Annotated in this window: 17 protein-coding genes; 6 read left to right on the top strand and 11 right to left on the bottom strand. The window is 72.0% G+C overall.

What is annotated here, in order from left to right:
• Positions 1 to 95: 95 nt before the first annotated feature.
• The 4 genes from ACIGA3_RS04010 to ACIGA3_RS03995 all read left to right on the top strand — a co-directional run bounded on the left by ACIGA3_RS04010 (position 96) and on the right by ACIGA3_RS03995 (position 4,771).
• Positions 96 to 1,706 (top strand): DUF262 domain-containing protein, encoded by a 1,611-nt coding sequence (locus ACIGA3_RS04010; RefSeq protein ID WP_399710269.1) that lies wholly within the window; start codon positions 96 to 98, stop codon positions 1,704 to 1,706.
• A 296-nt stretch (positions 1,707 to 2,002) separates the two neighbouring features.
• On the top strand, positions 2,003 to 3,667 hold the full coding sequence (ettA, locus tag ACIGA3_RS04005) for an energy-dependent translational throttle protein EttA (protein WP_399710268.1): 1,665 nt from the start codon (positions 2,003 to 2,005) through the stop codon (positions 3,665 to 3,667).
• Between the two features lie 7 nt (positions 3,668 to 3,674).
• On the top strand, positions 3,675 to 4,091 hold the full coding sequence (locus tag ACIGA3_RS04000; RefSeq protein ID WP_399710266.1) for an acyl-CoA thioesterase: 417 nt from the start codon (positions 3,675 to 3,677) through the stop codon (positions 4,089 to 4,091).
• The gene (locus ACIGA3_RS03995) at positions 4,088 to 4,771 is read left to right on the top strand and encodes a hypothetical protein (RefSeq protein WP_399710264.1); all 684 of its coding nucleotides are present in this window, start codon (positions 4,088 to 4,090) and stop codon (positions 4,769 to 4,771) included. Before ACIGA3_RS04000 ends, ACIGA3_RS03995 begins: the two co-directional genes overlap by 4 nt.
• A gap of 126 nt (positions 4,772 to 4,897) precedes the next feature.
• On the opposite strand, the gene ACIGA3_RS03990 is transcribed toward ACIGA3_RS03995, so the two are convergent.
• Entirely contained in the window at positions 4,898 to 5,302 is a 405-nt protein-coding gene (locus ACIGA3_RS03990; RefSeq protein WP_399710262.1) for a globin, read from the bottom strand.
• A 97-nt stretch (positions 5,303 to 5,399) separates the two neighbouring features.
• Here ACIGA3_RS03990 and ACIGA3_RS03985 point away from each other — a divergent pair, with 97 nt between their 5' ends.
• Entirely contained in the window at positions 5,400 to 6,377 is a 978-nt protein-coding gene (locus tag ACIGA3_RS03985; protein WP_399710261.1) for a methyltransferase domain-containing protein, read from the top strand.
• Positions 6,378 to 6,386: 9 nt separating this feature from the next.
• Here ACIGA3_RS03985 and ACIGA3_RS03980 read toward each other — a convergent pair whose 3' ends face one another.
• The 10 genes from ACIGA3_RS03980 to ACIGA3_RS03935 form a co-directional block, all read right to left on the bottom strand.
• Positions 6,387 to 7,862, bottom strand: coding sequence for an FHA domain-containing protein (locus tag ACIGA3_RS03980; protein ID WP_399710259.1), 1,476 nt, complete (start codon positions 7,860 to 7,862; stop codon positions 6,387 to 6,389).
• Positions 7,863 to 7,904: 42 nt separating this feature from the next.
• Positions 7,905 to 9,230, bottom strand: coding sequence for a VWA domain-containing protein (locus ACIGA3_RS03975; RefSeq protein WP_399710257.1), 1,326 nt, complete (start codon positions 9,228 to 9,230; stop codon positions 7,905 to 7,907).
• A 140-nt stretch (positions 9,231 to 9,370) separates the two neighbouring features.
• A complete protein-coding gene (locus tag ACIGA3_RS03970; protein ID WP_399710256.1) occupies positions 9,371 to 10,693 on the bottom strand; it encodes a PP2C family serine/threonine-protein phosphatase in 1,323 nt (440 codons plus the stop codon).
• A 2-nt stretch (positions 10,694 to 10,695) separates the two neighbouring features.
• Complete coding sequence (locus ACIGA3_RS03965) at positions 10,696 to 13,095, bottom strand: tetratricopeptide repeat protein (RefSeq protein ID WP_399710796.1); 2,400 nt, start codon at positions 13,093 to 13,095, stop codon at positions 10,696 to 10,698.
• Positions 13,096 to 13,148: 53 nt separating this feature from the next.
• Entirely contained in the window at positions 13,149 to 14,450 is a 1,302-nt protein-coding gene (locus tag ACIGA3_RS03960) for a hypothetical protein (RefSeq protein WP_399710254.1), read from the bottom strand.
• A 49-nt stretch (positions 14,451 to 14,499) separates the two neighbouring features.
• Positions 14,500 to 15,534, bottom strand: a complete 1,035-nt coding sequence (locus ACIGA3_RS03955) for a glutamate ABC transporter substrate-binding protein (RefSeq protein WP_399710794.1) — start codon at positions 15,532 to 15,534, stop codon at positions 14,500 to 14,502.
• A 14-nt stretch (positions 15,535 to 15,548) separates the two neighbouring features.
• The gene (locus tag ACIGA3_RS03950; RefSeq protein WP_399710252.1) at positions 15,549 to 16,970 is read right to left on the bottom strand and encodes a hypothetical protein; all 1,422 of its coding nucleotides are present in this window, start codon (positions 16,968 to 16,970) and stop codon (positions 15,549 to 15,551) included.
• A 186-nt stretch (positions 16,971 to 17,156) separates the two neighbouring features.
• Positions 17,157 to 18,137 carry an N-acetylglucosamine kinase gene (locus tag ACIGA3_RS03945; RefSeq protein WP_399710250.1) on the bottom strand — a complete coding sequence of 327 codons (981 nt, stop codon included), beginning with the start codon at positions 18,135 to 18,137 and terminating at the stop codon, positions 17,157 to 17,159.
• Positions 18,128 to 19,393 carry a 6-phospho-beta-glucosidase gene (locus ACIGA3_RS03940; protein WP_399710248.1) on the bottom strand — a complete coding sequence of 422 codons (1,266 nt, stop codon included), beginning with the start codon at positions 19,391 to 19,393 and terminating at the stop codon, positions 18,128 to 18,130. Before ACIGA3_RS03940 ends, ACIGA3_RS03945 begins: the two co-directional genes overlap by 10 nt.
• Positions 19,394 to 19,519: 126 nt before the next feature.
• Positions 19,520 to 20,629, bottom strand: a complete 1,110-nt coding sequence (locus ACIGA3_RS03935; protein WP_399710246.1) for a mechanosensitive ion channel family protein — start codon at positions 20,627 to 20,629, stop codon at positions 19,520 to 19,522.
• Positions 20,630 to 20,919: 290 nt separating this feature from the next.
• Here ACIGA3_RS03935 and ACIGA3_RS03930 point away from each other — a divergent pair, with 290 nt between their 5' ends.
• Positions 20,920 to 21,456, top strand: a complete 537-nt coding sequence (locus tag ACIGA3_RS03930) for an HNH endonuclease (protein ID WP_399710244.1) — start codon at positions 20,920 to 20,922, stop codon at positions 21,454 to 21,456.
• The last annotated feature ends 13 nt before the right edge of the window (positions 21,457 to 21,469 follow it).

Genomic DNA, 21,469 nt, shown 5'->3' with positions numbered 1-21,469 from the left:
CAAGTAGAGCCGGCTCAATGCAGCTCCGCAGACCCGTCGCACCCAACTTCCAAGACCCGCCCACGACTTCGGTCTCGCGACCGTAACCTACGATCATGGCAGCTCACGTAGGTAGTCGTCTCTCAACCGCCACTCCGTACATCAAGGACCTCAACACACAGGTACGGAAAGGGGAGATCAAGGTTCCGCAGTTCCAGCGTCCATTCGTCTGGGGGGTGGCCCAGGCATTGGACCTCATGGACAGTGTCGCGAACAACTACCCCATCGGGAGTCTTCTCCTCTGGCGCACCTCGGACAAACTTGCCACGGAGCGGAATATCGGCGAGTTCAAGCTGCCGGAAACCGAGGATCTCACCCCCACGGACTATGTCCTGGACGGGCAGCAGCGCATGACCGTCCTGTATTCCGCACTTGGGGCCGAGGACGAGGGGATAGGGTTCTCGGCCGTCTATGACCTGGAGGTCGAGAAATTCCTGGAAGAGAAGCCGGGTGAGCGGCCGCTGCATCACTTCCCGATGCGCTGGCTCTATCAGACGACCAAACTGCTCAACTTCAGAACCGCACTCCAGTCGCACAAAAACGCAGATCTGCTGCAGGAGCGATTCGATGCGTTGATCGAAGTCTTCAGCGGCTACCAGATCCCGGTCGTCACCCTCAAGGACCTCACGATCGAGGAAGTCTGCCCCATCTTCGAGCGCATCAACAGCTCGGGCACGGACCTCTCGACGTTCGACCTCATGGTGGCCGCCACCTGGTCGAAGGGGTTCGACCTCAACGAGAAGGTGGAGGAGATCTCCTACTCTCTGGAGCCCAAGAACTATGGGGAGATCAAGGGCACCACGGTCCTCAAGTGTCTTGCCGTGGTCCAGTACGAGTCCGCGAATCGTGAGCGTGTGATCGCCCTCCGCGGCTTCAAGGGGGACCCGCACAAGATGGACTTCCTGGTGGACCGTACGCGCACGGCCCTGCTTCGAGCGGTGGATCAGCTGGCAACCGACTTCAAGATCCACTCTCTCAGCTTCCTCCCCTATGAAGCACATCTGGTGATTCTCACCTATATCTACGCCAATCACCCGAATATTTCCGCTCAGGCGCTTCGTCGGGTTAGGCAGTGGTTCTGGCGTACGTCCTTCTCGGAGCGCTACCGGGGTGCGCCTGATGATTTCGTGACTCGCGACCTTCAAGCGATCAAGAACTTCGTTCTCCAGGGGGAGGATGGCGGCGAGGATGTTTTCGGTGGCGGGTTGAGTGCTGCCGAGATCAGGAAGATGGTCTTCCGGAAGAATAATTCGCGCTCCAGGGCATTTATTCTGACCCTCGCGAAAAGCAACCCCAAGAACCTGACCAACGGAAACACGATCGACACTTCCGAGGCGCTTTCCGTCTACAATCGGAAGCAGTTTCATCACATCTTCCCGGAGGCGTTCCTCAAGCGTATGGTTCCAGGTGTGGAGCGCAGTAACCTGCTCAACTTCTGCATGCTGGCAGCCGCCGACAACAATCTGATCAGCGACAGGGACCCTAGAGAATATTTGCCGGAGCTCATCGATGATCTAGGGCTTCACGCCGACGACGTCCTCCGGTCCAACCTCATGCCCACCGTGGGTGAATATGATTACAGTGCGGCGGAGTTGAGCACTTTCTTCGAGGCTCGCGTGGACATCGTCAGGCGCGAGATCCTTCGGTTGTGTTCAGGCGCTCACTGAGCCCGTTGCCTGGTAGGTCGGCGGCGCATCCCCTGTCGCGGCTGTCCGCCGGTATGACGCCGGCGGCCGTCGACCCACCGGCCGGATGGTGAGGGTCGGCTTGGGCTCGCTCCTGGGTGTGCGAAGGCCCGAGGCCGGTCGGCGGTGGTCGGCAGTGACGGGCAGGTCGCCGGTGACGGTGGCGAACCCCCAGCTCACAGCCCCCCGGCGGAACGCGTTTCCTCCCAAGGGTGGCCGTACGGCAAGATGGGGTGTATCTGCCCACTGCCAGATTTCAAGCTGCCGGACGGTTTCTCTTGGCTGAGTTCATTTACACCATGCGCAAGGCGCGCAAAGCGCACGGCGACAAGGTGATCCTCGACGACGTCACCCTGAGCTTCCTGCCGGGGGCGAAGATCGGTGTCGTCGGCCCGAACGGTGCCGGTAAGTCGACCGTGCTGAAGATCATGGCGGGGCTGGAGCAGCCCTCCAACGGTGACGCGTACCTCTCGCCCGGCTACACCGTCGGCATCCTCCTCCAGGAGCCCCCGCTCAACGAGGAGAAGACGGTCCTGGAGAACGTCCAGGAGGGCGTCTCCGAGATCAAGGGCAAGCTCGACCGGTTCAACGAGATCGCCGAACTGATGGCGACCGACTACTCCGACGCGCTGCTCGACGAGATGGGCAAGCTCCAGGAGGAGCTGGACCACGCCAACGCCTGGGACCTCGACGCCCAGCTGGAGCAGGCCATGGACGCCCTGGGCTGCCCGCCCGGCGACTGGCCCGTCTCCAACCTCTCCGGTGGTGAGAAGCGCCGCGTCGCGCTCTGCAAGCTGCTCCTCGAGCAGCCCGACCTGCTGCTCCTCGACGAGCCCACCAACCACCTCGACGCCGAGTCGGTGAACTGGCTGGAGCAGCACCTCGCCAAGTACCCCGGCACCGTCGTCGCCGTGACCCACGACCGGTACTTCCTGGACAACGTGGCCGGCTGGATCTGCGAGGTCGACCGCGGCCGCCTGCACGGCTACGAGGGCAACTACTCCAAGTACCTCGAGACCAAGGCCACGCGTCTCAAGGTCGAGGGCCAGAAGGACGCCAAGCGGGCCAAGCGCCTCAAGGACGAGCTGGAGTGGGTGCGGTCCAACGCCAAGGGGCGTCAGGCCAAGTCCAAGGCCCGCCTCGCCCGTTACGAGGAGATGGCGGCCGAGGCCGACAAGATGCGGAAGCTGGACTTCGAGGAGATCCAGATCCCGCCGGGCCCGCGTCTGGGCAGCATCGTCGTCGAGGTCAACGACCTCAACAAGGCGTTCGGCGAGAAGATCCTCGTCGACGACCTGAGCTTCACGCTGCCGCGTAACGGCATCGTCGGCATCATCGGCCCGAACGGCGCGGGCAAGACCACGCTGTTCAAGATGATCCAGGGCCTGGAGACCCCGGACTCCGGCGGCATCAAGGTCGGCGACACCGTCAAGATCTCCTACGTCGACCAGAGCCGCGAGAACATCGACCCCAAGAAGACGCTGTGGGAGGTCGTGTCCGACGGCCTCGACTACATCAACGTCGGCCAGGTCGAGATGCCCTCCCGCGCCTATGTCTCCGCGTTCGGCTTCAAGGGCCCGGACCAGCAGAAGCCCGCGGGCGTGCTGTCCGGTGGTGAGCGCAACCGCCTCAACCTGGCGCTCACCCTCAAGCAGGGCGGCAACCTGCTGCTCCTCGACGAGCCCACCAACGACCTGGACGTCGAGACGCTCTCCAGCCTGGAGAACGCGCTGCTGGAGTTCCCCGGCTGCGCCGTGGTCGTCTCCCACGACCGCTGGTTCCTGGACCGGGTCGCCACGCACATCCTCGCCTACGAGGGTGAGTCGAAGTGGTTCTGGTTCGAGGGCAACTTCGAGTCGTACGAGAAGAACAAGATCGAGCGGCTCGGCGCGGACGCCGCGCGTCCGCACCGCGCCACCTACAAGAAGCTGACTCGGGGCTGATCGCACCTTGCGCCACATCTACCGCTGCCCCCTGCGCTGGGCGGACATGGACGCGTACGGCCACGTCAACAACGTGGTGTTCCTCCGCTATCTGGAGGAAGCCCGTATCGACTTCCTGTTCCGCCCGGACAAGGACTTCCAGCAGGGGTCGGTCGTGGCGCGCCACGAGATCGACTACAAGCGGCAGCTCGTCCACCGGCACCACCCGGTGGACATCGAGCTGTGGATCACCGAGATCCGGGCCGCGTCCTTCACCATCACCTACGAGGTGAAGGACGCGGACTCCGTGTACGTACGGGCCTCCACCGTCGTCGTGCCCTTCGACTTCGAGGCCCAGCGGCCGCGCCGGATCACCGCGGAGGAGCGCGAGTTCCTCCAGGAGTACCGGGACGAGGCCGCCAAGGAGGAGGCCGTCGCCGCATGACGGTGCTCCACCTCGCCGACGAGACGGAGGCGGCCGACCTCGCCGCCTTCCTCACCCGGCTGCTCCGCTACGACCGCGCGGCCGCGGTGCGCCTCCAGGCGGCCGGGACCGCGCTCGCCGTGTTCGGACGGCCGCCCTCCTTCGAGGTGCTCGCCGTCCGCGCGGTGCGCCTCGCCAAGCCGTACGAGGACGGGCTGGACGCCACCCTCGACGTGACCGTCTCGGCGGGCGAACTGCTGGAGTCGGTGGACGAACAGGCGGCCACCGCCGCCGTACCGGCCGCCGTCACCGGGCCTCCGTGGGCCGGGGTGCTGCCGCCGCGCGGCGACTGGCGGCTCGAGCCGGGGCTGCCCGGACCGGCCGAACTGCATGCGACCGTCGCCCGCTCGGTAGCCGAATTCCGGTCCCGTACCGAGGAGTTGGCGCCCGAGCAGCGCACCCGTGCCGAGCTGGACCGGATAGGGCGGGAGATCTGGTCCCGCGAGGTCGGCCCGACCCGGCTGCCCGTGCGGGCCGTGCACGCCGCGCACTCGCTGGGCTTCCTGCGGCCGGCCAACCCCGCCACGGCCGAGGAGACCGGCCTGGTCTCCTCCGGGGCGTGGCTCCGGCTGCGCACCCCCTACGGGTCCATCGCCGTACGGCGCGCGGGCCTGGGCGCCTTCGGCGTCAGCGTGCGCTGAGCCCGCTCACAACAGACCCGCTCACAACAGGCCCGCTCACAACAGACCCGCTCACAACAGGCCCGCTCACAACAGACCCGTTCGCAAAAGACCCGTTCGCAAGAGACCTGTTCGCAAGAGACCCGCTCACTCCGCGGTGTTGACCATCGACGCGGCCGCGTACGTCAGGTAGTTCCACAGCGTCCGCTCGTGCTCCTCGGACAGCTCCAGCTCGTCCACCGCGTCCCGCATGTGCTTGAGCCAGGCGTCGTGCGCGGCCCGGTCCACGGTGAAGGGGGCGTGCCGCATCCGCAGCCGGGGGTGGCCGCGGTCCTGGCTGTAGGTGGTGGGTCCGCCCCAGTACTGGATCAGGAACAGGGTGAGCCGCTCCTCGGCCGGCCCGAGGTCCTCCTCCGGGTACATGGGCCGGAGCAGCGGGTCCTCGGCGACGCCCTCGTAGAAACGGCGGACGAGCCGGCGGAAGGTCTCCTCCCCGCCGACCTGCTCGTAGAAGGTCTGCTCCTGAAGCGTGCCACGTCGGATCTCGTTCACCCGTCCATGGTCTCAGACCGGGGGGGCCGAGGACTCAAGGCGTAGGACCGGCCATCGCCCGCCGCTGCCGCCCGCGAATCGCCCCTACTGTGGACATATGGGCGCCTACGACTCCGAGCTGACCGCCGTGGCCGCCGAGGCGCGGGCCGCGCTGATCCGGGAGATCGACCGCGACGGCGCCTGGCGCGCGGACCCCGTCTGGCGGGAGGCGTTCGCCGAGGTGCCCCGGCATCTGTTCGTGCCGTACTACTACGTCGGCGTCCTCGGCGGCTACGAGCGGCACGCGGCCGACGACCCCGATCCGGCCGGGCGGGAGCGCTGGGCGCGTGGCGCCTACGCGGACGCCCCGCTGGCCATCCGGCTGCATGACGGTGAGCTGGTCTCCTCCAGCAGCCAGCCCTCGCTGATGGCGCGGATGCTGGTCGCGCTGGGGGTCCGGGACGGCGACCGGGTGCTGGAGGTCGGCACCGGCACCGGCTACAACGCGGCCCTGATCGCCCACCGCCTCGGAGACGACTCCCTGGTCACCACGGTCGACATGGAACCGGAGATCACCGGGCCCGCCCGCCGGAACCTGGCCGGGGCCGGATACGACCCGGTGGTGGTCACCGGCGACGGGGCGTACGGGGTGCCCGCGCACGCCCCCTACGACCGGATCATCGCCACCTGCATGCTGCCCACGATGCCGCGCCCCTGGATCGCCCAGTGCGCGCCCGGCGCCCGGATCATCGCCCCGCTGAACAACGGACTGCTCGCCCTCACCGTCGACGACTCCGGCCACGCCGAGGGCCGCTTCCTGCGCTCCGGCGCCTACTTCGTACCGCTGCGCGGGGAGAGCCGGGCGCCCGCCGAGCCGGTGTCGCTGCGCGGGCTGCCGGGGCGGGCGCAGGACCAGGAGTCGTTCCGTTTCCTGCTGGGCCTCGTCCGGGGTGCGCTGGAACCGTCGCGGGCGTACGCGCTGTGGGAGAGCGCGGGCATGCCGGACCGCGAAAGGTACGGCGTCACGGTCAGCGGCCCCCGCGCCTGGGCCTGGCTGGACGACCCGGAGGGCCGCCACGCCTGGCCGCTGCCGTGAGGCCCTGGCTCAGCCCCGGCGGACGGTGATCGTCGTCCAGGCGCCCACATGCACCCGGTCGCCGTCCTGGAGCGGCACCGGCACGAACGGCTGGATCGGCTCGTCGGAGCCGTTGACCGTGGTGCCGTTCGTCGAGTTCTGGTCGACGACCGCCCAGCCGCCGTCCGGCTGCTGCACCAGCACCGCGTGCTGGTGGGAGACTCCGGGGTCCTCCGGCGGCACCGACAGGTCGACGTCGGGGGTGTCGCCGGTGGAGTGCCGGCGGCGGCCGATGGTCACCTGGTTGCCGGTGAGCGTGCGCTGCTGCTCGGGGGAGTACGCGGGCAGGTTCAGGCCCGCGGCCTCGGGGCCGGAGCGCTGCATCATCGCCATGAAGTAGTCGCGGTCCGGGCCGATGGTCGCGGTCCAGGTGGCCGGTCCCTGCGGGTTCTGGGGGCCCTGCGGGTAGCCCTGCGACTGACCGGTGCCGGGCTGCGGGTAGCCGTAACCGCCACCGGGGCCGCCGGGACCGCCGGAGGGGCCGTTCGACGGCGGCGGGGAGATCACCCAGTCGTCGTCGGCGAAGGACGGGCCTCCGGCCGGGGTGCGCCCGCTCTCCGGCGGGAAGCCGGTCGGCGCGGACGGGCCGGACGGCGGGGGAGCCTGCCGGGAGGGAGCGGTGCCGAAGGCGGAGGGCTCGCGCCCGAAGGGCGGGGGACCCGACGGGCCGCCCTGACCGGAGGGGCCGCCCTGGCCACCGGGACCGCCCTGGCCACCGGGGCCACCGGGACCGTTGGGACCGTTGGGACCGTTGGGGCCACCGGGACGGCCGGGACCACCCGGACCGCCATAACCAGGTCCACCCTGACCCCCGGGCCCGCCGGGACGCCCCGGCTGACCCGGACCCCCCTGCTGACCCGGGCCCTGCGGACCAGGACCCTGCTGACCCGGACCAGGCCCACCCGGACCCTGCTGACCCGGCCCCCCGCCGAACCCCGGCGGAGGCCCCGGACGGCGGTTGCCGAAGGGGGAGGGGCCGCCCGTGGTGGGCGGCGGGGAGGCCGGCCGGCGCTCGGCGCCGAACGGCGTCGGGCCCGAGGGCTCGTTGTCGAACGGGGGTATCGGCTCGGCGGGCCGGTTCACCTGTGAGGGCCGCGAGCCCTGGTACTCGTACCCGTCACCGCCGCCGCCGTACGGCTGGCTCGGCGGCTGGTAGCGGGGCTGCTGCTGCCGGGGCGGGGCCGCCGGGGTGTACGAGGTGGCGGTGTTGGTCAGGAAGTTCCACCGGCACTCCTCGCAGAAGGGCGCGCCGCCCTCACGGGGCGTACGGCACTGCGGGCACAGCTCGGCCTCGGCGCCGGGGTGTCCCTCGTTGCGGGGCGGCGGGAACCCGTAGCCGCCGCCGGACGGGGGCGGGGGCGGAGGTACGGCACCGGCCATGCGGTGACCGCAGACCTCGCACCAGTCGTCGGAACCCGACTGGTGTCCGTTCGGGCAGGTCGACATGTCGGTGGTACCCCTTCTGCTGAGGGATCGGTGTCTACAGGGTTACTTCTTGACGCGAACAGTCTTCGTGGACCGGGTCTCGAGAGTCATCTCGTCGGCCTCCGCGACCTTCGCCTTCAACCGCACAGTACCGGTCGGGGCGTCGACCACGTCCACCACCTTCGCAAGCAGTTTCGCAGTATCCGCGTTCCCCGACACCCCCGCGAGCTGAACGGCACGTCCTAGTTTGGCCGTTGCTCCGTCCATATCGCCCGCTTTGCGTAGGTCCAGCCCTTCCTGGATGGCCTGCGCCAGTTCGGCCTGGCCGGTGTAGTGGGCGACTTGAGAGTTGAGGGAGGTCGAGGCCGCCATGTCGTCGGTCCACACCGCCCGTACGAGACCTTGCGCGCCCAGGTTCCGTACCTCTCCGGCCGGTTGGGGCACCACCAGGGACACCCGCGCGGCCAGCATCTCCTGGCCCAGTCCGGCCGCCGGGACCTCCACGCAGAGGTGGTAGTCGCGGGACTCGTCGCCCCAGGAGCCGGTGGGATAGTCCCCGGCGCGCGGGCCCGCCTCGGTGCGCCGTTCGGTCAACTCCTCTACGGAGGGAGCTACTTGCTTGACGAACCTGATGCTCGCGCCGACCGGCGTCCACACCCGCAGGGCGACGTCGGCGACCTCCTTGCCCATCGTCGACTCCATGATCCGGGTGAAGTCGGCGGTGAGCTCGGCCGGGTCGGCGACGATGTCGGCGGTGCCGAGCAACGCCGAGGCGATGCCTGTGACTTCTTTCACTTCCCAGTCGGTGCCCACGCCCCGCGCGTCACAGGTGAAGCGCCCGGCGCACGCCTGGAGGGTGTCCTTCAGCTCCGTCGCCGACTCGTGCTCGTTGCGCCCGTCGGTCAGCAGGATGCCGTGCCGGATCGACACGTCCGCCCCGGCCAGCAGCCGGTCCGCCAGCCGCAGCCAGGTGCCGATCGCCGTGCCGCCGCCCGCGCTGAGCCTGCGCAGCGCCTGCTTGGCCTGGGCACGGGTGGTCGGGTCGGCCACCGCGAGCCGCCCGCCGCCCGGATAGACCTCGCGTGCGACATGGGTGCCGTCGACCACCGCGAAGTGCACCCCGTCGCGCAGGGTGTCGATGGCGGCGGCCGTGGCGTCGCGGGCGTTGCGCATCTTGGTGGGCGGGTAGTCCATCGAGCCCGAGCAGTCCACCATCAGCACCACGGCGGCCGACGCGCCCCGCCCAGCCGGCGCCCCCGCGAGGGTCCCGCCGCCCGAGGCCGTCACGGTCACGATGGCGTTGACCTCGCGGCCGCCCTCCGGCAGGAACTCGTTCTGGTAGACGTCCACCGAGAACTGCGGCCCGCCCGGTCTGGCGAAGTTGGCCATGCTGGTTCACATCCCCCTAGGACACGCCCCGCCGAGGCGAGGCCGTGCGTTCGGGCGGACCGGTCCCCTCCGTGTCCGCCCGTGCTTCCCCGTGCGCGAGGCCACCGCAGCCGTACGCGGTCACCCGCGCGGCGACGGCCTCAGGCCGATCCTGCCCCCTGCGGCGGCGCGGGGAACGGCACGACGGCCACTGTTACGTTGTCGTGGCCCCCGGCGTCCAGCGCGTGCCCCACCAGCACCCGCGCGGCGTGCAGCGGGCGGGTGGCCGCGTCCGGGGGCAGCACCTCGGCCATCTCCTCCGGCCCCTCGGCGTAGTTCCACAGACCGTCGGTGCAGACCAGCACCACACCGGGCCGGTCCGGCTTGAACGACGCGGTGTGCGGCTCCAGTTCATAGGCGTCGGCGCCGAGCCAGCCGGTGATGGCGTGAGCGCGCTCGTCGGCGTACGCCTCCGCCTCGTTCATCAGGCCGGCCGCCACCATCTGCGCCGCCCAGGAGTCGTCCTCGGTCAGCCGGGCCGGGGGCGCGGAGCGGTCGTCCGGCACCCAGTAGGCGCGGCTGTCGCCGACCCAGCCGACCACCAGCAGCCCGGAGGCGACCACGGAGGCGACGATCGTGCAGGCCGGGGCGTTCTGGTGCGGGGTGTGCTCGCGGGCCGCGTCGGGCTCCCCGGCGAGCGCGTCCACCGCCTTCGCGGCCGCCACGATCGCCTCGTGCATCGCCGCCTGCGGATGCGTGCCGCGCGGCAGGGCGGCCAGCAGCACGTCCCCGGCCGCGCGCGAGGCGGCGGTCGACGCCTCGTCGGGGCGGGTCGCGGAGGACACGCCGTCGCAGACCACGGCGAGCGTGGCGGGCGAGCCGTCGGGCAGCGCGGTGTGCGCGACGGCGAAGTCGTCCTCGTTGCGGTGGTGGCGCAGGCCGCGGTCGCTGACGGCGGCCACCGGGCCCGACTCCCGCTCCATGTGGTCGCGTTCGCGGGGCTGGGCGTGCCCGCAGTTCTCGCAGTAGCCGTCGCCGTCCACCCGGCCCGCGCGGCAGGCCACACACACCTGCGCGCCGGCGCCCGGCTCGGCGGCGGGGGTTTCGGCGCGCGGGTCCGGGGCCTGGAGCGGGTACTCCTCGGGCTCGGCGGGCTCCGTGGGCTCGGCCGGCCGGTCGAAGCGCACTCCGGACGCGGCCGGCTGCGGCGCGGGCAGCGGGGAGCCGCCGGAGTCGGTGCCGGGCACGTCCGCGGCCCGGTGGGCGCGCGGCTCGGTGCTGCCGGTGGTGGCCGGCTCCGGCTCGGGCCAGTCGACGTCCCCGTCCGGCGCGCCGGACATGGCCAGCGTCGGCTGGTCCGCGGGCGGCGCGGGCACGGCGGACAGGTCGTATCCGCACGCGCCGCAGAAGAGATCGCCCGGTTCGAGCGGCTCCGCGCAGCTCGGGCACTTGGGCAGTGCGGCCTGCTGGGGCATCTGTGACATGACTACACCCACGTCCGGGGGCGGTAACGGTTGGCCCGTTCCACCAGTTCGATCCTCTCCTCGCCGCCGGGCGCCAGCCGGGCCAGCGTGCGGTAGGCGCGCTCCAGACCGAAGCGGAGACCCCGCTCGTCCAGACCGCTGCCGAGCAGCACCCGCCCGCCGGTAACCGGCCGAGCGGTGTCCTGACCCCTGGAGAGTATCCAGTCCAGGGCGCAGCCGAGGACTTCGGCCGACAACCGCTCGCGCCGCGCCGGGTCGAGCCCGTACGCGTCCAGCGCCTCGACCTGGCCCGCCGCGGCGGTCAGGTCGTCCAGGAACGGTACGTCACCGGCGGCCGCCGTGCGTTGCCGCAGCCGCGCCCGCACCGCCGCGACCCGCGCTGCCGTGTAGTGGATGGACGACTCCGGCACCGACTCCAGCGTACGTACGGCGCCCGCCCGGTCCCCGCTCGCCAGCCGTACCCGGGCCAGCCCGAACGCCGCGCTGACGAAGCTCGGGTCGGTCGCCCACACCAGCCGGTAGTACTCGGCGGCGTTGTCGAGCTGGCCCAGCACCTCCGCGCACAGACCGAGCGCCAGCTTGGGCGCGGCCTCGCCGGGGAAGGCGTCGTAGATCGCGTCGAAGGCGAGCGCGGCGCTCTCGAAGTCGCCGGTGACCAGGGCGCTCACACCCCGGTACCAGACCACCCGCCAGTCGTCGGGCCGTTCCTCGTCCAGCCGGGCCAGCGTCGTCAGCGCGGCCTCCCGGTCGCCGTGCTCCAGCCGGGCGCGCACCCGTCTCAGCCGGGTCTCCACGCTCTGGCCGGGCGCCGCGTCCAGGGCGCTGATCAGCTCGCCCGGCGCGGACGCGCTCAGGCCGGCCAGGAAACCGGCGTCCGGGTCGCTCGGGTCGACCAGCGGCACGGGCAGCGCGAGCGCGGCGGCCGGGGTGTCGACCGGTTTCACCAGCGCGGGCGGCAAGCCGGGCGGACGCCCCGGTCCGGGCAGCTCGCGGGCGCCGAGCCGGGACACCTCACCGTCCAGCGCCGGGAACAACTCGGTGTCCGTGACCCGCACTTCGGGCCCGAACAGGGTCGACAGCGCGGGCCGGGCCTGCCCGGTGCTCAGCGACACGACCTCGCGGAGCACGCCGGTCAGCTGGTCGGCCATCTCCTGCGCGGAGGCGAACCGGCGGGCCGGGTCCGGGTCGGTGGCGCGGACCAGGAAGCGGTAGAAGGACTCGTAGCGGTGGAAGACCTCGATGGTGTCCGGGTCGGGCAGCGAGTCGGCGTAGACGGTGGTGTAGCCCTGGAAGTCGAAGGTGAGGACGGCCAGGGTGCGGCCCACCGTGTACAGGTCGCTGGCCGCCGAGGGGCCGACGTCGGCGACCTCGGGGGCCTGGTAGCCGACCGTGCCGTAGATCGCGGACTCCTCGTCGTCCACGCGGCGCACGGCGCCCATGTCGATCAGCTTGAGCTGGTCCTCGCTCTGGATGGCGTTGTCGACCTTGAAGTCGCAGTACAGCAGGTTGCGGCTGTGCAGGTGCCCGAGCGCCTCCAGCGCCTCGATGCCGTACGCGCACGCCTGCTCCACCGGCAGCGGGTCCCGCCTGCCGTCCGGGGTGCGGCGGGCGTTGGCGATCTCCTTCAGGGACTTGCCGCCGACGTACTCCATGACGATGTAGCCGTCCAGGGAGCCGGTGCGCTGGTCGAGGTGCTCGACGAAGTTGTAGATCCGGACGATGCCCGCGTGCTCGATCTCGGCGAGGAACCGGCGCTCGGAGATCGCCGCCGCCATCGCGTCCTGGTCACCGGTGTCCAGCAGGCCCTTGAGCACCACCCAGCGGTCGGACACCGCCCGGTCCACCGCGAGGTAGATCCAGCCGAGCCCGCCGTGCGCGAGACAGCCCGCCACCTCGTACTGCCCGTGCACGATGTCCCCGGCCCGCAGCTTGGGCACGAAGGAGTACGGGTGCCCGCACTTGGTGCAGAACCCCTCGGTACGGCCCGGCCGCTCCCCGCGCGCCCGGCCGACCGGCGCCCCGCAGTCCGAGCGGGAGCAGTACCGCTTGCGCTCGGGCACCTCCGGGTTGTCCAGCACCATCGCGCGCGGGTCGGGCCTGGGCACCTGCGGCACCACGACCAGACCGGCGCCCAGCCGCCCGCGCGCCGAGGGCCCGGACGCGGAGCCCGAGCCGCGCACCGACACCGAGCGGCCGCCCGGCTTCCCCGACACCGAGCGGGAGAGCCGCCCCGACACCGAGCGCCGGGAGCGGGAGGACTGCGAGGAGGTGCGCGAGACACCCCCGTTGATCCCGGTCGGCGCCGAGCCGGCCGAACCCACCGGCTCCGGGGCCGGGTCGGCCGCGGGGGCGACCACGGGAGCCAGCCCGCAGGTGTCGCAGTACAGCTCGCCGCCGCCCATGTCCTCGTAGGTGCCCGCGCAGTCCGGCCGCTGGCAGGTGCGCCGTTCCTCGCTCACTCCCGGTCCCCCTTCCCGTCCTCGGGCGTGTACTGCTCCGGGACCCTCGGCGGGGCCAGCAGTTCGGCCGCCGCCTGCTGATAGCGCAGTACCGCCTGCTCGGCCACGCGCAGATCGCAGGGCGCGCTCCACAGCATCCGCCGGGCCGCGTCGTACCGCTCGATCAGCAGCCGGTCCTCGGCCAGGCCGTGCCGGGTGACCTTCGCCCGGTAGGCGTCCAGGCGGCCGCGCAGCTCGGCGCGGACCGCGAGCGGCGCGGTGACCGCCGTCAACGACTCGCGGGCGCGCAGCAGTTCGTCCTCCGCCCGCTGCTCCAAGGACTCCAGCAGCGGGGAAAGGCGGTGCCAGCGGGCCTGGCGCCGGTACTCCGCCGCCGTCGCCAGCTGCTCCTGGAGCACCGTCGGCGGGCCGCTGACCACCGGGACCTCGGTCGCGGCGATCTTCGCCAGCACCTCACCGCGCGCGGTGCGCGCCTCGGCCAGGGTGCGGTCGGCGCGGGAGAGCACGTCCCGCAGCCGGATCAGCCGCTCCTCGGCGTCCTGCCGGACGGTCAGCACCGCCTCGATCTCCCGGCGCACGTCCTCCAGCGCCCGCGCCTCCCGGTCGTACACCGTGGTGTCCGGGCGGCCGCCGCCGGGCGCCGAACTGCCCCCGGCCGGAACCCAGTGGGCGAGCGGATCGCGGACGACCTCCTCGCGCAGCGCGGTCAGGGTGCGGGTGATGCCCTCCAGGTCGTCCCCGGAGGGGTGTTCGCCGGGGCGGACGCCGACGGAGTGCGCCAGCCTGCGGGTGCGCTGGAGTTCGGCGGCCAGCAGGTCGATACGGGCGGGCAGCGCCGACCACACGGCGTCGGCGGCCACCACCATGTCCAGCGAGGACGCGTACAGCTCGTTCATCCGGTCCACCAGGGCGGCCAGGGTGAAGCTCTCGCTGAGCACGGTCGACCCCGAGGCCCCGCCCGCCACGGTGACCGCCTCCCCGCGCAGCAGTCCGGTCAGCTCCACCAGGTCCTCCCGGCTGGACCAGCGGCGCCGGGCGCGGATCTCACGGGCCTCGCGCACAGCGGCCGTGTACGCGTCGAAGCAGGTCCACAGCAGGGTGATCGACGCCTCCGTGGCGGCCCACCGCTCCTTGGTGACACCGGTCAGCCCGGCGCCTTCGAGGAGGCGGCGGCCGGCATGGTCCTGGAGCGCGAACAGCGAGGTCTCGATGGCCTCGTGCTCCTGGCCGAGCCGCGCCAGCGCACGGTCCACCTCGTCCCGGTCCATCACCGGCCCGGCGGGGTCCGTGACGCCCATCGATCACCTCTCGCTGCTGTGTGGTCGGTCTGGCCCGTGCGTGCTTGCTTCAGCTCTCGCGCAGGTACTTCGGGGCGGGCGGTCTGGAGGAGCGCGCGTCCTTGCCCAGTGTGGCCGACAGCCACTTGTCGTACGACGCCTGCCAGCCGTCGGCCCGGTAGTCCACCAGTACGCGGTTGACGCGGCGCACCAGGTCGGTGGCGTCCTTCTTCATCGCCACCCCGTAGTACTCGGTGGTGAACGGCTTGCCCAGCACCTTCACCGTGGGGTCCTGCGCGGCCTGGCTGGCGGCCAGCGCGCCGTCCGTGACCACCGCGTCCGCCTCGCCGAGCTGGAGCCGCACCAGGCAGTCCAGCTGGTTGGGGACGGTCGCGGAGAAGTCGGTGGTGGCGGGCAGCGCCTTGCGCTCCCGGTCCGCCTTCAGCTTGCCGTGGGCGGTCGAACCGGCCGCCGTGCAGACCTTCTTGCCGGCCAGCGTCTCGTCGTAGCCCCTGATGCCGGAGGCGTCGGGTACCAGCAGTTGCTGGCCGGTCTTGAAGTAGGGCGCGGAGAACGCCACGTCCCGCAGCCGGTCACAGGTGATCGTCATCGTGCGGACCACCATGTCGACCCGGCCGTCCTGGATCGCGGTGATGCGCTGGCTGGTCGGGATCGCCTTGAACTGCACGTCGTCCGGGCTGCCGAGGATGTCCTCCGCGATGCGGTGGACGAGGTCGATGTCGAAGCCCTCCAGCTCCGCGCCCTCGGTGCCCGGGTTGCGGTAGCCCCAGCGGTAGCTGTTCTGGTCGATGCCGACGACCAGTTTGCGCTTGTCGCCCTTGCGGGCCTTGATGGCGTCGATGGTCGGGCCGTCCGCGCCGGACGGGGACGGCGTCCGGTCCTGCGCCCCGGCCTCCTCGCAGTCGTCGGCGCGGGCCGGGCTTCCGGTGACCAGGCTCCGGCTCGCCGGTCCCGCACCGGTCGCCGGGTGCGCCTGGGTGCGGGGCAGCAGCATCACGAACGCCAGTGCCAGCGCGCACAGCACCGCCATCGCGCCGACCCCGCCCCAGCCGCGCAGCCGGGTGCGCATCCGCGCCGCGTCCATCGCCTGGCCCCCTGTCACCGGTACTCCGAAAGCCTGCGCCCGATGCCGAACACCGCGCCCGCCGCGCCCAGTACACCGAGCACGGCGGCGCCCTCGGGCAGCCCGGTCATGGCGTCCCGGCCGTCGGCCGCGGCCCGGTCGAATTCCCTCTGCTCATGGCCGAGGGCGCGGGTGAGGCTCCGGTCGACGCCGTCGAAGGCCGCGCCGGTCGTGTCGTGGGCGCCGATCACCAGGTCCAGCGCCAGCTGGTAGTTGCCCTTCTCGTCCTCGCTCCGGGCGGTGCCGTGCCGGTCCTTCCACTCGGCCGTGTCACCCAGGGCCGAGTCGACCGGTTCGCCGCCCTTGTCGTCGTCGGCGAGCCGCCGGGCCTCGGTGAGCCGGGCGTCCAGCGTGCCGAGGTCCCGGTCGAAGGCGTAGTAGTACGCGTCCTGCTTGGCGCCGTTCACGTCGACGGTCTCCGCTCCGCGCGCCACCAGGCTCAGGTTCTCGTTGCCGCGCGCCTTCAGGGCGGCGATCTGGGCGTTGTGCAGCACGTTCAGCGAGCGGATGCCGTGGTCGTAGGAGCCGAACAGGCCGGAGCGGGCCACGGTGTGGCCGACGAGCATCCACAGCAGCACCACGACGGTCGCGGCCGAGGCGGCGACCAGGCCGTGGTTCAGGACGCGGTTGGTGCGGCGGTAGTCCCGGTACTGGGCGAGGCCCAGCGCGGCCAGGGCGAGCAGGCCGAGCGTGATCGCCGCCCAGGGGTACGGGGTGGCGTCCGCGTAGTCGGCGTCCAGCCGCTGGTTCTCCTTGGTGTACAGGTCCTGGGCGGCCGGGAGCATCTCCGTCTGCATCTTCTCGTTGGCGTACCGCAGATAGGCGCCGCCGACCGGGTAGCCCTGGCGGTTGTAGACGCGGGCCCGTTCGATCAGGCCCTTGTACTCGGGCAGCAGCCGGTTCAGTTTGCGGACGGTGGCCTCGGAGGGGGAGTTCGGCTCGGTGTCGGCGGCCGCGCGGACCAGGCCGGAGGCGGCGGTACGGATGTCGTCCTCGTACCGCTCCCTGTTCTCGGCGCTCTCCCTCGGGCCCGCCAGGAAGCCGGTGGACGCGGCGGTGTTGGCGTCGGCCAGCGAACGGTAGATGGCGGCCGCGCCCGAGCTGAGCGGCTGGCTGCGGGTCAGCACGTCGTCGGCGGCACTGGCCCGCTCGCCGCTCTGCCAGGCGGTGACGGCGCCGAACGCGACGACCAGCAGGGCGAGTACGGCACCGATGACCCGCAGCCGCCCCGGCTCGGTGGTCGCGGCGTCCCGCAGCCGCTCGGCGCCCTCGACGAACGCGGTCCGCCGCACGGGCGGCAGACCGGACCGGCCGCGCTGGGCGGGAATGGTCGCGGTGACCGGTGGTGGCGCGGGTACGGTCGGCGGTGCGGCACTGCTCTTCGGCGGTTGTGTCACCTGACCTCCCCCATGGTCATCCGTTGGCCGCCAGTATCGCCGCACCCGCCCCCCTTCGCACCAGCCTTCACCGCATCTTGATCGGATCAGGCCGAGAAGCGGGCTCTACCCCCTCTGTCCAGAAACACGCGGAGTCAACCACCTTGGTTCCCCCGGCCGTTCCGGTCAGGGCCGGGGGAAGTGGGTTCAGGTGCGGCTGGGTTCCCAGGTCAGGCGGGCCCGCTCCAGCGCCTCGGGTGTCGTGCCCAGGTGGTCCAGGCCGAGGAGTGCCGCGCCCAGGACCGGGGGAGCGGTCACCAACTGGACCTCTGCCAAGGGTGCTTGGGCGGTGAGGCGGGTGCGGATGCCGTCGTTCAGCTGGGGGTGGCCCGCTGCGAGGACGCTTCCGCCGAGCAGGACCGGGGTCGGTTCCGTGAGGAGGTCCAGGCGGGTCAGGGCGATCTTGGCCATCAGGGCCACCTCCTCCGCCAGGCGGTCGACCAGGGAGCGGGCCACCGGGTCGCCGTCGGCTGCCGTCGAGAAGAGGACAGGGGTCAGTTCGTGGCGGCGGTCCCGGGCGAGCCGGCCCAGGTGGAGGGACTCGATCAGGGCGGCCGTCGTGGGGAGGCCGAAGCGGGCCGGGAGCGCGCGGGCAAGCTCGGTCGGCTCGCCCCGGCCGTCCTCCGCGCGGGCCGCGTGCCAGAGGGCCTCCTCGGCCAGTCCCCAGCCGCCACCCCAGTCGCCGGAGAGACGCCCGAGGGCCGGGAAGCGGGCCGTGCGGCCATCGGGGCGCATGCCGACGCAGTTGATCCCGGCCCCGCACACCACGGCCACGCCACGCGGCTCGGACACGCCCGCGCGCAGGATGGCGAAGGTGTCGTTGCGCACCTCCACCGACGCACCCCAGGCCCGCGCCGTGACCGCCGCCGCCAACCGCTCCTCCTCCACCGGCAGATCGGCGTTGGCCAGACAGGCCGAGACCTGCGAGACGTACGAGACCCCCGCCTCCTCCAACGCCCGCTCCACCGGCACGGCGAGCGCGTCCATCGCCCGGTCCACGCCGACCGCCGGTGGCCGGAAGCCCCCGCCGCGTGCCGTCGCCAGCACCTCGCCGGCCGCGCTCACCACGGCCACGTCGGTCTTGCTGTTGCCCGCGTCGATGGCGAGGACGGTCCCGGTCAGGCCCACGCGAGGTGCTCCCGGTTGTGCGCGAGGAGGAGGTCGGTGAGCCGGTCGGCGTAGGCGTACTGGCCGACCAGGGGATGCGCGAGCAGCGCCCGGAACACCCGCTCCCGGCCGCCGCGCAGGGCCGCGTCCAGCGCGAGCTCCTCGTACGCCGTCACGTTCGCCATCAGCCCCGCGAACAGCGGGTCGACGCCCGGCACCGCAAGCGGCTTCGCCCCGGCCGGGCCCACCGCGGCTGGCACCTCGATCACCGCGTCGTCGGGCAGGAACGGCAGCGTGCCCCCGTTGACCGTGTTCACCACCTGGTACGGGCTGCCCCCGCCGCCCAGCAGGGCCGCCGCCACGTCCACCGCCGCCTCCGAGTAGTAGGCACCGCCCCGCCGGGCCAGCAGCGCGGGCTTCTCGTCGAGTGCCGGGTCGGCGTACATCGCCAGCAGCTCCCGCTCCAGCGCCGCGACCTCGGCCGCCCGCGAGGGCTTCACCCGCTGCTCGCCCACCACCTCGTCGTGCAGGTAGTAGTAGCGCAGGTAGTACGACGGGATCGAGCCCAGCCGCTCCAGCAGCGGGCGCGGCAGCCGCAGGTCGGCGGCGACGGCGTCGCCGTGCTCGGCGAGCAGCCGGGGGAGTACGTCCTCGCCGCCGGGTCCGCCGAGGCGGACGGCGGTCTCCCAGGTGAGGTGGTTGAGGCCGACGTGGTCGAGGTGGACCTCGCCCGGCTCGGTGCCGAGCAGCGCGGCGAACTTCCGCTGGAGCCCGATCGCCACATTGCACAGGCCGACCGCGCGGTGCCCCTCCTTCAGCAGGGCGCGGGTGACGATGCCGACGGGGTTGGTGAAGTCGATGATCCAGGCGTCCGGGTTGGCCCGCCGGACCCGCTCGGCGATGTCCAGCACCACCGGCACCGTGCGCAGCGCCTTGGCGAGGCCCCCCGCGCCGGTCGTCTCCTGGCCCAGGCAACCGCACTCCAGCGGCCAGGTCTCGTCCCGCTCGCGCGCCGCCTGCCCGCCCACCCGGAGCTGGAGCAGCACGGCGTCCGCGCCCGCCACACCGGCGTCCAGGTCGGAGGTGGTGACGATCCGGCCGTCGTGCCCCTGACGGGCGAAGATACGGCGGGCCAGACCGCCCACCAGCTCCAGCCGGTCCGCCGCCGGGTCCACGAGCACCAGCTCGGTCACGGGCAGCGTGTCCCGCAGCCGCGCGAAGCCGTCGACGAGTTCCGGGGTGTAGGTCGAACCTCCGCCGACCACGGTCAGTCTCACGGCGACTCCCTCGCGTACGACGGGCTCCTCGGCCAGGGGGAACCTAGGCGCAGGCGGGAGAGTCCGTCAACGAAGCGCGCCCCCGCGTGCGAGGGGTTCTCGCAAGCGGGGGCGCGTCGGGGAGCGCTACTTGACCGGAGGCTTCGGTGTGGTGAGCGGGTTGCTCGCCAGCGACTGCGGGGAGGTGGCGTTGGCGAACGCCGAGGGCGCCGCGACCGTCGCCGAGGGGTCCGGGGTGTCGCCGTCCGCCACCACGGCCGTGGCACCGCCGACGATCGGGATGCTCGCCTTGTCGAAGGCCCGCTTGATCCGCCAGCGCAGCTCACGCTCGACCGACACCGACTTGCCCGGCATCGTCTTGGCGGAGACCCGGATCACCATGGAGTCGATCAGCACACTGTCCAGGCCGAGCACCTCGATCGGGCTCCAGAGCAGCTCGTTCCACGGCTCCTCCTTGCCCATCTTCTCGGCGACCTCGTCCAGTACGGACTTGACCTTGTCCAGGTCCTCGCCGGCGCGGACGGTGACGTCCACGTTGGCCGTGGCCCAGCCCTGGGAGAGGTTGCCGATGCGCTTGACCTCGCCGTTGCGGACGTACCAGATCTCGCCGTTGTCGCCGCGCAGCTTGGTCACGCGCAGACCGACCTCGACCACCTCGCCGGTCGCCACCCCGGCGTCGACGGTGTCGCCGACGCCGTACTGGTCCTCGATGATCATGAAGACGCCGGAGAGGAAGTCGGTGACCAGGTTCCGGGCGCCGAAACCGATCGCCACACCGGCGACACCGGCCGAGGCCAGCAGCGGCGCCAGGTTGATCTTGAAGGTGGAGAGCACCATCAGCGCGGCCGTGCCGAGGATGACGAAGGACGCCACCGAGCGCAGCACCGAGCCGATGGCCGCCGAGCGCTGGCGCCGCCGCTCATTGTTGACCAGCAGGCCGCCCAGCGCGGTGTGGTCCACCGCCTGCACGGTGCGGTTCATCCGCTCGATCAGCTTGGTGATCGCCCGGCGCACCACCGCGCGCAGCGCGACGGCGATGATCACGATCAGCAGGATCTGCAGCCCCATCGCCAGCCAGGTCGACCAGTTCTGCTCCACCCAGCTCGCCGCGTTCGCCGCGTTCTGCTGGGCGTCCTGGAGCGACGGCACGGCCGGGTCCGAGCCCGATGGCGAGGGAGACGGCGAGGCTCCGGCGGCCAGCAGGGCGACGGGCAGGGACACGGCGGGTACCTCCATGGTGCTGCGGTCCGCGCCGGCGGGGGCGGGCAAGATCACGAAAAGGTCACCGGACGGACAGAACCACCACACTAACGGGGCATCGCGCGCCCACTTGCCCGTTCACCGGACAGCGCCCGCCGCACCCGGGCCTGAACAGGCCAAGCCGGTCGGGCGCCCCCGTCGATGTGGTCGAAAACACTTCGAGCCCGTTACCGGCACATGGTGGCGCTCGGACCAGGCATGAGGGGAGACTGACTCCAGATCGTCCCGGCGCGAGCCACGCGCCGCCGACGCCCAAGGAGGCACCCGTGCCGCATGTCCTGGTCCTCAACGCGTCGTACGAGCCCCTCGGCGTCGTACCGCTCCGTCGCGCGCTCGTCCTCGTCCTGGAGAACAAGGCCGTCTCCCTCGAGGAATCCGGCGCCTATCTGCACAGCGCGTCCGTCACAGTCCCCGCACCCAGCGTGGTCCGGCTCAAGCGTTTCGTGCGGGTTCCCTACCGGGGGCCCGTTCCACTCACCCGGCGCGCGCTGTTCGCACGGGACGGGGGCCGGTGCGCGTACTGCGGCGGCATCGCGACCAGCGTCGACCACGTCATCCCGCGCAGCCGCGGGGGCAAGCACGTCTGGGACAACGTGGTGGCCTCCTGCCGCCGCTGCAACCACGTCAAGGCCGACCGGCACCTGGTCGAGCTGGGCTGGCGCCTGCGCCACCAGCCGGCCCCGCCCACCGGTCTGGCCTGGCGCATCATCGGCACCGGCCATAGGGACCCGCGCTGGCTGCCCTACCTGCAGCCCTACGGCGCGGACGCCGCCCTGGCCCGGATCGACGGCATCTCCGCCTGACGGTCCGGGCCTT

This window comes from Streptomyces sp. NPDC085596, assembly GCF_044541565.1.
Lineage (GTDB): Bacteria > Actinomycetota > Actinomycetes > Streptomycetales > Streptomycetaceae > Streptomyces.
Note: the sequence above shows the minus strand (reverse complement) of the source record. Positions and strands in the feature narration are given on the sequence as shown.